The sequence below is a fragment of the Shewanella sp. Sh95 genome, from assembly GCF_001308045.1.
Lineage (GTDB): Bacteria > Pseudomonadota > Gammaproteobacteria > Enterobacterales > Shewanellaceae > Shewanella > Shewanella xiamenensis.
The window spans coordinates 60,620-76,562 of record NZ_LGYY01000235.1; the positions used below are offsets into that span (position 1 = coordinate 60,620).

Consider the following 15,943-nt stretch of genomic DNA (forward strand, 5'->3'; position numbering starts at 1 on the left):
ATTTATTCAAATGGTCCCTGAAGCGACCCAGTATACTGAAGGTTTTTGTGGGCACAAGCGCACGGTTTTGTGCTCAAAGCGACTTTTTCGTGATAAATGCATAACTATTTCTTGCTTGCTGGCAAATAATGAAATATTAGTTTTTAATTACGCAATATTATTTTTTTACATTTTTTCAACTTTGATTAAAAAGTGACTCGCTGGTACATATAAAAGAGGGATTAGCTTGAAACTCTCAATGCAACCCTCTATATATGGAGCCAATTTCCACCTTCTTGAGATTTTTTGGCGCAAATCAAACTATGGGTAAATCGCTAGTTATTGTCGAATCACCGGCCAAAGCTAAGACCATTAATAAATATCTTGGCAAAGAATTCATCGTTAAATCGAGCGTAGGTCATATCCGTGATCTGCCTACATCTTCTATATCTGACGGCACAGATAAGGTGAAACCTGCCGCCGAAGTAAAGAAGATGTCGCCAGAAGAAAAGGCGCGATACAAAAAGATGAAAGATCATCAAGCGCTGGTATCGCGTATGGGCGTTAACCCTGAAAAGGGCTGGGCGGCTAAATATCAAATTCTACCGGGTAAAGAGAAAGTGGTTAAAGAGCTGCAAGCCTTAGCCGATTCTGCTGACCAAATTTATCTCGCAACGGACTTAGACCGTGAAGGGGAAGCCATCGCCTGGCATTTGCAAGAGGTGATTGGTGGCGATCCTTCACGTTATCAGCGCGTGGTGTTTAACGAGATCACCAAATCTGCGATTCAAGAAGCCTTTAGTAAGCCTTCTTCCCTCGACACCAATATGGTTAATGCCCAACAGGCACGACGCTTTTTAGACCGTGTCGTCGGCTTTATGGTGTCACCACTGTTGTGGAAGAAGGTTGCCCGTGGTTTATCCGCAGGACGGGTGCAATCTGTGGCAGTGCGTCTCGTGGTGGAACGTGAAAGCGAAATCAAAGCCTTTGTGCCAGAAGAGTTTTGGGATGTGCATGCTGAGCTCAATACGCCAGCCAGCGAAGCACTGCGCATGGAAGTGGTTAAGTATTTAGATTCAGCTTTTGAGCCAACCAACGAGCAACAAGCGTTAGCTGCGGTGCAGGCCTTATCTTCGGCCAGCTTTAAAGTGATTGCCCGTGAAGACAAAGCGACTCAAAGTAAACCTTCTGCCCCCTTTATTACCTCCACCCTGCAACAAGCGGCCAGTACTCGTTTAGGCTTTGGTGTGAAGAAAACCATGATGATGGCGCAGCGCTTGTACGAAGCGGGTCACATCACGTATATGCGTACTGACTCGACAAACCTAAGCCAAGAGGCCTTAGGCAGCGTACGTGAGATGATTGGCAAGGAATACGGCGCCAAGTATTTACCTGCCGAGCCTATCCGCTACGGTTCTAAGGAAGGCGCACAAGAAGCGCACGAAGCGATTCGTCCTTCAAATGTCAATGTTGAAGCTGCGGCCTTAACTGATATGGAACGTGATGCGCAGCGCCTTTACGAGTTAATTTGGCGTCAGTTTGTCTCCTGCCAGATGACACCTGCCCAATACGATGCGACTAAACTCACGGTGAAAGCAGGCGACTACGAACTTAAAGCAACAGGACGCATCCTGCGCTTTGACGGTTGGACCCGTGTTCAAACTGCAATCAAGAAGAAAAACGAAGAAGACAATACGCTACCGGCAGTGAACGAAGGGGATGTATTATCTCTCGTTGAACTCGAGCCTAAACAACATTTTACTAAGCCTCCAGCGCGATACAGTGAAGCGTCATTGGTTAAAGAGTTAGAGAAGCGCGGTATTGGCCGTCCGTCAACCTACGCCACCATTATTTCGACGATCCAAGAACGTGGCTACGTGAAAGTGGAAAACCGCCGCTTCTACGCTGAAAAAATGGGCGAAATAGTCAGTGAACGCTTAGTCAATAGTTTTGCCGAGTTGATGAGCTATGACTTTACCGCCAGTATGGAACAGACCCTAGACGATGTTGCCAAGGGTGAGTTGGATTGGAAAAAAGTGCTCGATGGTTTCTATGCTGACTTCACTAAACAATTAGAGAAAGCAGAATTAGCACCGGAAGAGGGCGGTATGCGCCTCAATCAAATGGTGATGACCAATATTAAGTGCCCGACTTGCGGTCGTCCAATGGGGATCCGTACCGGCACAACAGGGGTATTCCTCGGTTGTTCTGGTTACGAGTTGCCACCAAAAGAGCGCTGCAAAACCACCATGAACTTAACGCCAGGCATTGAAGCGATCAGCGATAGTGAAGATGCCGAAACCGATGCATTGCGTGCCAAGCACCGCTGTGGTATTTGCGGCACGGCGATGGACAGTTATCTTATCGACGAAAAACGCAAACTGCATGTTTGTGGTAATAACCCTGTTTGTGAGGGGTATGAAGTCGAAGAAGGGCAATTTAAGATTAAAGGTTACGAAGGCCCATTAATCGAATGTGACCGCTGCGGTCATGATATGGAACTGAAAAACGGTCGTTTTGGTAAGTACTTCGGTTGTACGAATGCGGAATGCAAGAATACCCGTAAATTACTGAAAAACGGTGAAGCGGCGCCACCAAAAGAAGATCCTATTTACTTACCAGAGCTGAAATGCAGTAAGTCGGATGCGCACTTTGTGCTGCGTGACGGGGCGGCAGGGATATTCTTAGCGGCCAGTACCTTCCCTAAATCGAGGGAAACCCGTGCGCCACTGGTTGAAGAATTAGTGAAATACCGTGAACTCTTATGGCCTAAATATCAGTATCTTGCAGATGCACCTATCGCTGATGATGACGGCAATAAGGCGGCGGTGAAGTTTAGCCGTAAGACCAAAGAGCAATATGTGGCGACTGAAGTCGACGGTAAAGCCACTGGATGGTCCGCCCATTATGTTAGTGGTAAATGGGTAAGTGAATCATCAGCGAAGAAAGCGAAGAAATAAACATGTGCTTATGGGCATGTTCACAAATCGTCATTGAGGATGAACGCTTTGTGAATATGCTCTAGGTTGTGTTACTGCTTAAGTTAGATTTCAACCAATAAAAAAGCCAAGTCACTGACTTGGCTTTTGTGTTTTAAAGATTGATCACCATTTCTTTTTCGGTTGAAACAGCATATCGATATCGTCTTCTTCATTCTTGGGTTTAGGTGCACTGGGTGCAGTGAGTTTTTGTGCGCCCATAATTTCATCTAATAGCATTTTGGCTTCATCGACTTTACGGGCGATGAAGGGGTCGTTTGGCGTCTGCGCTTTAATCGCATGCAAAGTGGCTAATGCTTTAGTCACCATTTGCTTTGAAGATCCGTATTGCTTCATAAAACTTGCGGCGCGAGCACGTGACAACATAGAGTCAACGTTAATTCTGAGCTGTAAACTATCAATACGATTTTCTTCCTGACCAAACACCGCTGGGTCGACTCTCCCCTTGTTATGCTCTGCACGCAAAATGGCTTTTAACTTTTTTAACGTTTGTACCAACACTAACGTTTGTTTGTCGTTATCAGGCAATCTAAAATTCTCAATCGGCGGGACTTGAGGTGGGTTAGCTTGTAATGAATCAATTTGATTTTTGATATCGGCAAGTCGACGTTGAAAATCTGCTTGTTGTTGGCTTGTACTCAGTGATGTTGCCATTTCCAAAGCATCTTGAACACGGCGATAGAGCACTAACATTATATGTGTACTACAAGGTATCATCCCTGTATTGGATAATACGGTTTCTGTTTCATCAAGAATCGCACGTTGGCGGGCAAATTCAATCCTACGTTCAGCCTCTGCACGTTCTTTTTGTTGTTGTATTACGTTAATTCCGATAACAAGCAGTAATAGTGCACCGATGAGGATCAGAACCAAGGTGAATGTCATAGCTGTTCCATTATTTATCCAATTGAGCTAATGCTACAATAAATCAATAAACTAGCATAGTTATCTTAGCCTAGGTTATCATTTCTGTCGTTTGAAACATAAGACTTGTGCTCTATATTCCTATTTGCTTTAATTTTTACTATATACTATAACGATTGATTATAGCTGATACTGAGTGGTGCTATTTTAACCAATCCATTTCAGCCTGTTTGAGACAAGGACATAAGATGAAACTGCAACAGCTCAGGTATATTGCTGAGGTCGTAAAGCATAACCTTAACGTATCGGCCACAGCTGAAAATTTATACACATCACAGCCTGGGATCAGTAAGCAAGTTCGGATGTTGGAAGATGAATTAGGTATTCAAATATTTGGTCGCAGTGGTAAACATTTGACCCATGTGACGCCAGCGGGACAGCAGGTGATTAATATCGCCAATGACATCTTAGGTAAAGTTGAAAGTATTAAAAAAGTATCTGAGGAATATACAAAACCGGATCAAGGTGAATTGAATATTGCGACAACGGATACCCAAGCTCGCTATGCTTTACCCCATATCATTCGCCAGTTTATCGACCGTTATCCCAAAGTTAACCTACATATGCATCAGGGGACGCCATCGCAGATCAGTGAGCAGGCTGCCCGAGGTGATGCTGATTTTGCGATTGCGACCGAAGCGATGCATTTGTATTCCGATTTGATTATGTTGCCTTGTTATCACTGGAATCGCTCCGTCGTTGTGCCAAAAGATCATCCCTTGGCGACACGAACTCATATTAGTATTGAAGATTTAGCCCGTTTTCCATTAGTGACTTATGTGTTTGGATTTGATCGGGCATCGGAAATTGAGAAAGCGTTTAATCGTGCAAACCTTGAGCCGCGGGTTGTCTTTAGTGCTACCAGCGCTGATGTGCTGAAAACCTATGTGCGCTTAGGTTTAGGTGTAGGAGTGATTGCCTCTATGGCGATTGATCCAAATATTGATAAAGATTTAGTTGCCATCGATGCTGGCCATTTATTTGCCCATAGCACCACTAAAATTGGTTTCAGGAAGGGTAGTTTCTTACGAAGTTATATGTATGATTTTATTCAACACTTTGCGCCACATTTAACTCGTGATGTGGTTGAGAAGGCCGTCGCATTGCGTGATCAGCAATTAATTGATGAGATGTTTGCAGATAAAAATCTGCCTATGCGTTGAATAAGCTACGCTATTGGTGAAATTAATAAAAATGCCGCATCAATTGCGGCATTTTTATTGTGTTGAGAATTGAAATGACACGTACGACTATGACAAATCGACTTTATCCATTTCAAGCTGACTTAAAGCAATAACCGCTTGAGTGCGATTACGAACGCCTAGTTTTCTGAAAATGGCAGTGGCGTGAGCTTTTATGGTTGCTTCAGAAACACCTAAGTCATAGGCAATTTGTTTATTGAGCAAGCCCTCAGCAAACATTTGCAGTACTTTATATTGCTGCGGCGTGAGATCTGAGAGCTTACTGGCCATTTTATCAGTGCTGTCATCTTCGATAGGTATAATATCAGCACCTTTAGGTAGCCATAAATCCCCACATAAAACAGCGGTTAGGGCTTCTTTCAAGGTTTCCATCGACGCCGATTTAGGGATAAAACCGCTACCACCGTAGTGAATAGCACGGCTAATGGTATTGATATCCTCGTGGGCCGAAATCACGATAACAGGCAGCTCAGGGTAGTGAGAGCGCAGATGGATAAGCGTCGAATAGCCGTGGGAACCTGGCATCTGCAAATCCAGTAAAACCAAATCGTAGCTGACACTTTGTGAATCTAACACAGACTGCAACGCATCGGCACTGTCAGCCTCAAACCACTGGGTGCGCTCAAAGGCGCTACTGAGTGCTTGACGTAGTGCATTTCGAAACAATGGATGGTCGTCGGCAATAATTATATTTAAGTTTTCTAGCTTCATGGCTTTTTTGATTATGTTCGTGGCGCGTGAAGATTAAACCCAATGTAACAGAAAAGTAATCGAGGATCCTATTGGTTTATGCAGCAAGAAGGACAAAATTTTTATATGTTTCTGGTTGTTATACTTTTGTCTCGCTTAAATGAATGAATAAATTAGCCCTAAAACCTTGCTGTTAAAGGGCTAGAGTACGTTATTACGTAGTATAAATCTTATTCAGCCGTCCACACTTGGGTCGGATGGCGTTGTTCGTCTACCGCAACAAAGGTGAATACGCCACGGATCGCATGCTCACGGTGATCTTGGTACATGTCTTCGACAAAAATATTGACTTCGACCTTTAACGAGGTATTACCTACATGGATCACGCGGGCGATAAGCTCTGCTAAGGTACCCGCTGGAATAGGTTTTTTAAAGTCGATTCGATCAGAGCTGACTGTAACTAAGGCTTTACGGCAGAAACGAGTCGCAGCAATAAAAGCGGTTTCATCCATCCATGCTAGGGCTTCACCACCAAATAAGGTATTGTGGTGATTGGTGATAGAAGGAAATACGGCTTTGATTACCCGCGCTTCGGATTGATTGATTCGTTGTTCGATGGCATCGGAAAAAGCAGGGCGAGTAGAGTCGAGTGAATGTGGCATACGGCAACCTGAGGTTATGCATTTTCAAGAGGCGCGATTATAGTGAGTTTTCAATTTGAATGATATAAAACGACTATATCGTTAGGTTTTAAGACAAAACGAAAAGTAAAAAGGCTTCCAGTGGAAGCCTTTAGCGTTTGGTCATTGACTTATTTACCGAGAAGTTCACGCCTATCGCGTGAGGCTTTAGCCAGATCTCGCAGTAATTTTTCTGAGTCATCCCAATGTAAGCAGGCATCGGTAATGCTTTGGCCGTAGCATAAAGGTTGACCCTCAACCACTTTTTGATTGCCTTCCTGTAAGAAACTTTCTGCCATGATGCCGGCAATGGCCGTACTACCCGCGCGCATTTGCGCCATGATATTTTCAGCAACGACCAGTTGTTTTAGGTGATTTTTTTCACTGTTACCGTGGCTAAAATCAACCACCACACGCGGCGTTACATTGACAGACTCAAGTTTTAATCTTGCTTGTTCAATATCCTGCTCAAAGTAATTAGGTTTTTTACCACCGCGTAAAATAATGTGCCCATAAGGATTACCATGGGTACGATATACTGACATAGCGCCATCTTTATCTGGTGAATAGAAAATATGTGGCACTTTGGCGGCACGAACGGCATCAACGGCGATATTGATATTGCCATCGGTTCCATTTTTAAAACCCACAGGGCAGGAGAGTGCCGAGGCCATTTCGCGGTGGACTTGGCTTTCAGTGGTGCGAGCGCCGATAGCGCCCCAGGTGATTAAATCAGCAATATATTGACCGTTCACCATATCTAAAAACTCGGTGGCAATCGGCAATTTCAGCTCAGTGATTTGCTGTAGTAGCTGACGGGCAATACGCAATCCTTTATTGGGTTCAAAGCTGCCATCTAAGTCAGGATCGGAAATTAACCCTTTCCAGCCAACAATGGTGCGCGGCTTTTCAAAGTACACCCGCATTAAAATACAGAGATCGTCCTTTAACTCTTGATGCAGCACAGCTAAACGGCGGGCGTAGTCGAGGGCAGCTTGCGTATCATGGATAGAGCAAGGGCCAATGATCACCAGTAGACGATGATCTTCGCCCATAATAATGGCTTCAACTTCACGACGTTGCTGAACGAGGTAATCGGCTGCATCTTGGGTTAACGGGTACTCAGATGCCAGTTGTGCAGGTGAGATGACTTTAGCTAATAAGGAAGTGCGTAATTCGTCTGTTTTAATGGTCATTCAAAATACCGAGCTTGCGTGCGGCGCTTTTCGCCAGATTGCCTCGGATTATAACGAATCGAACAGCATTGCACAGTGCCAATTGTGTTAATTGTCGGCAACTGTGCAATGAATTTGATTTAAGTTAGACCTATTTAGCCTAAATCGAGGGACTCGATTGTCTCGTTCGAAATCATCAAGATTAGAACATATGACGTTCTAAGCCGGTGACATCCAAAATCTTAGTGGCGATTTCTTCGACCGAGTGGTTGGTGGTATCGATATAGGGAATACGTTCACGTTTGAACATCATCTCGACTTCTTTTACCTCTAAACGACACTGCTTTAAGGAAGAGTAGCGACTGTTTTCCATCCGACTTTGGCGGATTTCATGTAAGCGTACCGGATCGATGGTCAACCCAAACAATTTTTTCTTATTGCGTTTTAAGGCTTCGGGCAGTTTAAGGTTATCCATATCGTCTTCGGTGAACGGGTAGTTAGCCGCTTTTATACCAAACTGCATCGATAAATAAAGGCTGGACGGGGTTTTACCGCAGCGAGACACGCCCAGCAGGATCAAATCGGCCTGATCCATATGCTTCATGGTTTGGCCATCATCATTATCCATCGCAAAATTGATGGCATCGATACGGGCTTCATAACCCTGATTGGCTTTACCGTGGGTGCGGTGTAATACAGGCGATGCACTTACGCCTAAATGTTGTTCAAGTGGAGCGACGAAGGTATTTAAAAAATCGTAATCGAGACCTTCACTCGAATAAATGATGTCCCGAATTTCCGGTTTAACGATTGAATGGAACACTAAGGGGCGTTCGCCTGTTGTAATAAAACAATCATTAATTTGTCGTTTAACGTTTTCAGCTTTTGCCAATGTTTCAACAAATGGAATTGTAAGTGACTCAAATTCTAATGGAAATTGCGAGAGAACTGCATGCCCAAAAACCTCTGCTGTGATCGCTGTGCCGTCGGAGATGTAAAATACCTTTGGTGCCATACTGACCTCTTGTAGTAATAAAATTACAAATAAAATTATAGATTTACGCTTCTTCAGCGGGAGTGTAAAATGCCGCTGCCCTCGTGTGAAGGGGCCACTGAAATAAACTTGCGGAGATAGAACTGTGCAGCAATACGTACTCTGGTATCAGGAATTAGGCATGGGTGACGTCAACTTGGTTGGCGGTAAAAATGCTTCTCTTGGCGAGATGATCAGCAATCTAGCTAATGCCGGTGTTCAAGTACCTGGCGGATTTGCGACTACTTCTTATGCGTTCAATGAGTTCCTTGAACAAAGTGGAGTAAACCAGAAGATTTATGACATTCTAGCCACACTGGATGTAGATGATGTCAATGCACTGGCAAAAGTAGGTGCACAGATCAGACAATGGGTGATTGACACCCCATTCCAACCAGCTTTAGAGCAAGCCATTCGTGAAGCTTACGATAAACTTGCCGCTGAAACTAGCGATGCATCATTTGCAGTACGTTCTTCTGCTACCGCAGAAGATATGCCAGATGCTTCTTTTGCTGGTCAGCAAGAAACCTTCTTAAACGTGAAAGGATTTGACTCTGTACTCGTGGCGATTAAGCACGTGTTTGCGTCACTCTTTAACGACCGTGCAATTTCATACCGTGTTCACCAAGGTTATGAGCACCACGGTGTTGCCCTGTCTGCCGGCGTACAACGCATGGTTCGTTCAGACAAAGCGGCATCAGGTGTTATGTTCACCATGGACACTGAATCAGGCAACAACGATGTGGTGTTTATCACTTCATCTTTCGGTCTGGGTGAAATGGTTGTTCAAGGTGCGGTAAACCCTGACGAATTCTATGTCCACAAACCTATCCTTTCTCAAGGTCATAAAGCCGTTGTTCGCCGTAATATCGGTAGTAAGCTCATCCAGATGGTGTATTCCGATGATGCTGCTCACGGCAAACAAGTGAAAATTGAAGACGTTGCTGCTGAAAAACGTCGTCAATTCTCCATCAACGACGCCGAAGTGATGGAACTGGCTAAACAAGCAATGGTTATCGAAAAACACTACGGTCGTCCAATGGACATCGAGTGGGCGAAAGACGGTAACGATGGCAAACTCTATATCGTTCAAGCGCGTCCAGAAACGGTTCGTAGCCGTGAAGACGTACAATTAATTGAACGTTACCACTTAAAGAGCCGTGGCGCAGTGATCTCTGAAGGTCGTGCTATCGGTCATAAAGTGGGTTCAGGTGTGGCTAAGGTACTAACCTCTATCGCGGATATGGATCAAATCCAACCAGGTGATGTGTTAGTGACCGACATGACTGACCCAGATTGGGAACCTATCATGAAGCGCGCCAGCGCCATCGTGACTAACCGTGGCGGTCGTACCTGTCACGCGGCGATTATTGCCCGTGAATTAGGTGTACCAGCGGTAGTTGGTTGTGGCGACGTGACCGACCGTATCAAAAATGGTCAGTTAGTGACTGTTTCTTGCGCCGAAGGTGACACTGGTTACATCTACGAAGGTAAGCAAGAGTTCGAAGTAGTGTCTAACCGCGTTGACGCATTGCCTGCGTTACCGATGAAAATCATGATGAACGTGGGTAACCCAGATCGCGCCTTCGACTTTGCTCGTTTACCAAACGAAGGTGTGGGTCTAGCGCGTTTAGAGTTCATCATCAACCGCATGATCGGTATTCACCCGAAAGCGTTGCTTGAATTCAACCAACAGGACGCTGCCTTGCAGGAAGAAATCAACGAGATGATCGCAGGTTACGACTCTCCAGTTGAGTTCTACATTGCCCGCTTAGTCGAAGGTATCGCCTCAATTGGTTCAGCTTTCTATCCGAAGAAAGTGATCGTACGTATGTCAGACTTCAAGTCTAACGAATACGCAAACTTAGTCGGTGGTGACCGTTATGAGCCAGAAGAAGAAAACCCAATGCTCGGCTTCCGTGGTGCAAGCCGTTACATCTCTGAATCATTCCGCGATTGTTTCGCGTTAGAATGTGAAGCGATTAAGCGTGTGCGTAACGAAATGGGGCTGAAAAACGTTGAAGTGATGATCCCATTCGTTCGTACCGTGAAAGAAGCCGAGCAAGTGATTGAACTGCTGAAAGAGCAGGGCTTAGAGCGTGGTAAAGATGGTCTGCGCGTCATCATGATGTGTGAAGTACCGTCAAACGCGCTGTTAGCCGATCAATTCCTTGAGCACTTCGATGGTTTCTCTATCGGCTCAAATGACTTAACACAGTTAACACTCGGTCTTGACCGTGACTCAGGCATCATCAGCCACTTGTTTGATGAGCGTAACGAAGCGGTGAAAATCCTGCTGTCTATGGCCATTAAAGCGGCTAAGGCCAAGGGTGCTTATATCGGTATTTGTGGTCAAGGACCTTCAGATCACGCCGATTTCGCGGCTTGGTTAGTTGAACAAGGCATCGATACCGTATCGTTAAACCCTGATACCGTAATTGATACTTGGTTATATTTAGCCGAAGCGCACGCTTGATCTAGGCCGTAATTTTATCAAGGTGTTAAAAAAGCCGCTTTTTAGCGGCTTTTTTTTGTTTATAATGGGCCGCATAACAATAATTGACTGAAGCCGCCCATGTTACCTCTGTTATCACATCAACAAACCTTAGAACCTGTTTATCTGGCCTATCTTGATGCTTTAGAACAAAGTGCCTATGAAGGTGATATTGATAAGCGCTACAGCGCGCGCTTAGTGCAAGCCACGGATAACTCCGTCTATCAATTTTTGCCCCAAGCGGTGCTTTATCCTAAACATCAAAAGGATATCGAGATAGCGCTTAAACTTGCTACGAAAGCAGAGTTTGTGGGTGTGACTTTTAGTGCCAGAGGTGGCGGAACAGGCACTAATGGGCAGTCGCTGACCCACGGTTTGATCCTCGATGTGTCTCGTTATATGAATCGTGTGTTGGAAGTGAATCCTGAGCAGGGCTGGGTTAGGGTTGAAGCAGGGGTCATTAAAGATGCGCTAAATGATGCGCTGCGTCCCCATGGATTCTTCTTTAGTCCCGATCTCTCAACTTCAAACCGCGCCACTATTGGCGGTATGATCAACACCGACGCCTCGGGCGCAGGCTCTTTGGTGTATGGTAAAACTTCCGACCATGTACTGGCACTGCGCAGTGTATTGATAGATGGCAGTGTGTTAGATACTCGTCCCCTCGATGCGGGTCTGTTATGTAATCCCGATAACGTGAGTGAAAATCCGCTTGGACAAAAACTGATTTCGGCTATTGCAAAGGTATGCCGTGAGAAGCGCGCGCTCATTGAGCAACAATTCCCTAAACTCAATCGATTTTTAACTGGATATGACTTAAAGAATGTCTGGAATGAAGGCTTAACTCAGTTCGACCTTTCACGCATTTTAACAGGCTCTGAAGGCACGCTGGCGGTTATCACCGAAGCGAAACTCAACATTACACCACTGCCGAGTGAGCGGGCGATGGTGAATATTAAGTACGATTCCTTCCAGTCTGCGCTGCGTCATGCACCTTCCTTAGTGGCTGCGCGGGCTACGGTTGTCGAAACCGTGGACTCTAAAGTGCTTAATCTTGCCCGCGAGGACATTGTTTGGCATTCGGTTTCCGACCTTATTCAAGAAGTGCCGGGTAAAGTCATCGATGGCCTGAATATGGTCGAGTTTGCTGGTGATACGGCAGAAGTTGAGCAAAAACTCGCGAGTCTTGAGGCTGTATTGACCGAGCAAATTGGTCGCGGTGAATGTGGTGTCGTGGGTTATCAAGTCACTCAAGATAAGGCCAGCATTGAGAAAATCTATGGCATGCGTAAAAAGGCCGTTGGATTGCTCGGTGCTACCAAGGGACGTCGCAAACCCATTGCATTTGCCGAAGATACTGCTGTGCCACCTGAAAAACTTGCCGATTATATTATGGAGTTTCGTGCGCTACTCGATAGTCACAATTTGCAATACGGTATGTTTGGCCATGTGGATGCAGGCGTATTACACGTGCGCCCAGCACTCGATATGTGCGATGTCGAAGATGAAAAACTGCTAAGGGTGATTTCTGATCAAGTTGCAGCACTGACGCTCAAATACGGCGGCCTGATGTGGGGCGAGCATGGTAAGGGCGTGCGTGGCGAATACGGCCCATCGGTATTTGGCGATGAACTTTATGGCGTGCTGCAAGATATTAAAGGTCTATTTGACCCTGATAACAGGCTTAATCCCGGCAAGTTAGTGGCGCCCAAGCAAGTCGGCAGCTTGGCATTTGATGTGGATAGTACCAAGCGCGGCAAGTTTGACAGACAAATTCCCGTTGAAGTACGCGATGCCTATCCCGATGTGATGAACTGTAACGGTAATGGCCTGTGCTTTAACTACAGCAGTTTCTCACCTATGTGTCCGTCATTTAAAGTGACGGGGGACAGAGTTCAGTCGCCTAAAGGTCGCGCGGGCTTAATGCGTGAGTGGCTGCGTTTGCTTGAGTCGGAAGGGGTCGATGTGAACGCGCTGGCGAAAGCTAAACCCTTAGGTATTTTGCAGCGTATGCAAAATACCATCAATGCGAAGCGCGATTACGATTATTCCCACGAAGTGATGGAATCGCTGAAGGGCTGTCTTGCGTGTAAGGCTTGCTCGAGCCAGTGCCCGGTTAAAGTGGATGTACCTAAGTTTAGGGCGCAATTCTTTAATATTTACTATCAACGTTATCTGCGTCCCGCCAAGGATTACCTGGTTGCGGGCATAGAAGACAGCTTACCTCTGATGGCTGCTGCGCCAAGGCTGACCAATTTCGCCTCGCAAAACCCACTCAGTCAATGGGTCATCAAAAAGGCTATTGGCTATGTGGATGCGCCAGCGCTGTCGGTGCCAACCTTAAAACAACGACTCGATGGCCATGCGAGCCGCGGCTATGATCTGGCGGCATTGCAGGCCATCCCCGCCGATGAGAGGGCAAAATTTGTATTAGTTGTACAAGATCCCTTCAACAGTTTCTACGATGCGGGCTTGGTGTATCGCTTTATCCAATTGATTGAAACCTTAGGATTAAAACCCGTTCTACTGCCATTTAAGCCCAACGGTAAACCGACCCATATCAAGGGCTTCTTGGATAAATTTGCCAAAACGGCGCAGTCGAGTGCGGATTTCTTAAATCAAGTGCATAAGTTAGGCATGCCGATGGTTGGGATCGATCCCGCCTTAGTGCTTTGTTATCGCGATGAATATAAAGAAATTTTAGGGGCTAACCGCGGCGCATTTGAGGTTAAACTGGCTAATGAATGGTTGCTTGGCATACTGCAGGATATTCCTACTAAGGCCATGCAAGATAAACAATTTACTTGGTTTAGCCATTGTACTGAGTCTACGGCTAAGCCTAATACCGCCAATGAGTGGAGCAAAATTTTCACTCACTTTGGCGCTAAATTAACGGCGGTGAATCTGGGCTGTTGCGGCATGGCGGGTACCTACGGCCATGAGGCTGAGAATCTTGAACGTTCTAAGACCTTGTTTGATATGTCGTGGAAAGACACTTTAAGCAAGATAGACGCGTCGCAGGTGCTAGTCTCTGGCTACTCCTGTCGCAGCCAAGTGAAACGTTTCGCCGGTTATAAGCCCAAACATCCATTAGAGGCTTTATTGGAGCTCGTTAAGGCGTAATGCAATTTGTATTAGGGATTGGATAATCCCTAAGGCAATGCCACACTAAACCAGTCGTCAGGCTGGTTTTTTTATTGAGGGGACGCTATGGAAAAACACACGGACAATGTTATCGACACGCTACAGGCATTCACCAGCAAGCCAGCGCCGGATGTTGTCACACAGCCAACGGCGCTGTGTAGTGAAGTCGCGTTATTTCGTATCCAACTCTCCGGTGACTGGATATATCAGGACAGCCCATTGCCGACCAAGTTTGCCAAGTTATTTGCCAGTATTTTACATGGCATCGATGGCGAACATTTTCTGATCACGCCAGTCGAGAAGGTGCGAGTCGAGGTGGATGATGCGCCACTGGTAATTGTCGATTATGTGAAGAATGACACTGCGCCAAGTTTGACGCTCAAAAGCAGTATTGGGACTGAGCACCATATTGCCGACTTCAATCGATTAATGCTGACCGACTTTGGGATTTATCTGCCGTTAGAACGTGGTCTATGGGGAAAATTGAGCCGTGCCTGCTACTACAATTTTGTGAATGAATTCAATTTAACCGATGAAGGTGGCCTCAGTGCTTAAAGATTTTGATTGTAATAACTTGGGGAGGCTGACTAGTTTATTATGGGTTAAGTGATAGTATTAAAACTAACCTTAGCCAATCCTACTCGGGTTTAGGTTTGTGTCGATTGGTCTAAATGTTGTTTTCGGAGGTGCTGTTTGAACCGTTATGAAAGCTTAGGCTATCTTGTTTCGCACTTAAATATTGAGCTGCAAAATGAACTCGATTTGCAGTTGAAACGCTATCAGCTCGACATTAAGTTGTGGCCAGTATTATTCGCGCTTTGGCAGGAGGAGGGGATTACTCAGACCGAGTTGTCCAAACGTTGTGATGTAGCGAACTATACTATGACCCGTTTGCTCGATCAGTTGCAGGTGCAAGGCCTCATCACCCGCCATCAAGAACTCGATAATCGCCGAGCTTTCCAGATTTTTCTCACCGATGAGGCCAAGGCGCTGGAGCAGGATTTGATCCGTGAGGCCGAGCGCGTCAATGAAAAGTTTCTTGCTAATCTTACTGAAGATGAACGAAGTTATTTTATTAAGCTTTTGAATAAAATAAATAAACTGTCATCTAATCCGTAAGTTTTATTGTGCTTCTTTCGGTTATTTACAGTGGGAGTAGCATAAAAAGTAACACTAAACTTGACCCCAGTAATAACCCTTGCTGCAGTAACCGTTGCCGCTGCATTAAGCTATTTTTTCCCTGTTTCAGACTAGTGATTAGCTGATTACGCTTATAAATACGGCAAGTTAACTCATTTGTGAAGGGGTCAATAAATAACTTACATAGGCATTGCCCACCATCTTTCAATTTGATCAAATGTTCACTTTGATGGCTAAAATTAAGTTTGCGCGAAACCATTTGGCCATTGATATAGACTCTCTCCAAACCCGACCAATCACTTGCTTGTAATTCAAGTGAATCTTTCCCCAGCTCATATTTGAAACTGACCATAGTGGCACCTTCTCCGTGACTGACGAGTAGTTAATTCAAGCAGAGACATATAGGGTTTTCCACTACAGAAAAGTGAATTTTACGTGGCGTTTTGGTATCTGATTGGTATTGAGAGGAATTTATTTTTTAGA

Annotated in this window: 12 protein-coding genes; 6 read left to right on the forward strand and 6 right to left on the reverse strand. The window is 45.3% G+C overall.

Annotated features, from left to right (window positions below; translation table 11 throughout):
- Positions 1 to 302 precede the first annotated feature (302 nt).
- Entirely contained in the window at positions 303 to 2,939 is a 2,637-nt protein-coding gene (gene topA, locus AEA42_RS17500) for a type I DNA topoisomerase (protein WP_055648457.1), read from the forward strand.
- Between the two features lie 144 nt (positions 2,940 to 3,083).
- Here the strand turns inward: topA and zomB are convergent, their stop codons facing one another.
- Complete coding sequence (gene zomB / locus AEA42_RS17505) at positions 3,084 to 3,863, reverse strand: flagellar motor control protein ZomB (RefSeq protein WP_037419518.1); 780 nt, start codon at positions 3,861 to 3,863, stop codon at positions 3,084 to 3,086.
- Between the two features lie 227 nt (positions 3,864 to 4,090).
- Here zomB and cysB point away from each other — a divergent pair, with 227 nt between their 5' ends.
- Entirely contained in the window at positions 4,091 to 5,065 is a 975-nt protein-coding gene (gene cysB, locus AEA42_RS17510) for an HTH-type transcriptional regulator CysB (RefSeq protein ID WP_011622367.1), read from the forward strand.
- 87 nt (positions 5,066 to 5,152) lie between these two features.
- On the opposite strand, the gene AEA42_RS17515 is transcribed toward cysB, so the two are convergent.
- From AEA42_RS17515 to AEA42_RS17530, 4 genes are all read right to left on the reverse strand, one after another.
- A complete protein-coding gene (locus tag AEA42_RS17515) occupies positions 5,153 to 5,815 on the reverse strand; it encodes a response regulator transcription factor (protein WP_037419521.1) in 663 nt (220 codons plus the stop codon).
- A 209-nt stretch (positions 5,816 to 6,024) separates the two neighbouring features.
- Positions 6,025 to 6,456 (reverse strand): acyl-CoA thioesterase, encoded by a 432-nt coding sequence (locus tag AEA42_RS17520; protein WP_037419524.1) that lies wholly within the window; start codon positions 6,454 to 6,456, stop codon positions 6,025 to 6,027.
- Positions 6,457 to 6,605: 149 nt separating this feature from the next.
- Entirely contained in the window at positions 6,606 to 7,670 is a 1,065-nt protein-coding gene (locus tag AEA42_RS17525; protein ID WP_037426544.1) for a 3-deoxy-7-phosphoheptulonate synthase, read from the reverse strand.
- A gap of 181 nt (positions 7,671 to 7,851) precedes the next feature.
- Positions 7,852 to 8,664, reverse strand: coding sequence for a pyruvate, water dikinase regulatory protein (locus AEA42_RS17530; protein ID WP_011072591.1), 813 nt, complete (start codon positions 8,662 to 8,664; stop codon positions 7,852 to 7,854).
- Positions 8,665 to 8,788: 124 nt separating this feature from the next.
- Here AEA42_RS17530 and ppsA point away from each other — a divergent pair, with 124 nt between their 5' ends.
- The 4 genes from ppsA to AEA42_RS17550 all read left to right on the forward strand — a co-directional run bounded on the left by ppsA (position 8,789) and on the right by AEA42_RS17550 (position 15,439).
- Positions 8,789 to 11,158, forward strand: coding sequence for a phosphoenolpyruvate synthase (ppsA, locus tag AEA42_RS17535; RefSeq protein WP_037426541.1), 2,370 nt, complete (start codon positions 8,789 to 8,791; stop codon positions 11,156 to 11,158).
- Positions 11,159 to 11,257: 99 nt separating this feature from the next.
- Positions 11,258 to 14,299, forward strand: a complete 3,042-nt coding sequence (locus AEA42_RS17540) for an FAD-binding and (Fe-S)-binding domain-containing protein (RefSeq protein ID WP_037426535.1) — start codon at positions 11,258 to 11,260, stop codon at positions 14,297 to 14,299.
- 87 nt (positions 14,300 to 14,386) lie between these two features.
- Entirely contained in the window at positions 14,387 to 14,875 is a 489-nt protein-coding gene (locus tag AEA42_RS17545; RefSeq protein WP_037426531.1) for a DUF1285 domain-containing protein, read from the forward strand.
- 138 nt (positions 14,876 to 15,013) lie between these two features.
- Positions 15,014 to 15,439, forward strand: coding sequence for a MarR family transcriptional regulator (locus tag AEA42_RS17550; RefSeq protein ID WP_037419357.1), 426 nt, complete (start codon positions 15,014 to 15,016; stop codon positions 15,437 to 15,439).
- A 25-nt stretch (positions 15,440 to 15,464) separates the two neighbouring features.
- On the opposite strand, the gene AEA42_RS17555 is transcribed toward AEA42_RS17550, so the two are convergent.
- On the reverse strand, positions 15,465 to 15,812 hold the full coding sequence (locus tag AEA42_RS17555) for a hypothetical protein (RefSeq protein WP_037419354.1): 348 nt from the start codon (positions 15,810 to 15,812) through the stop codon (positions 15,465 to 15,467).
- Positions 15,813 to 15,943 lie beyond the last annotated feature (131 nt).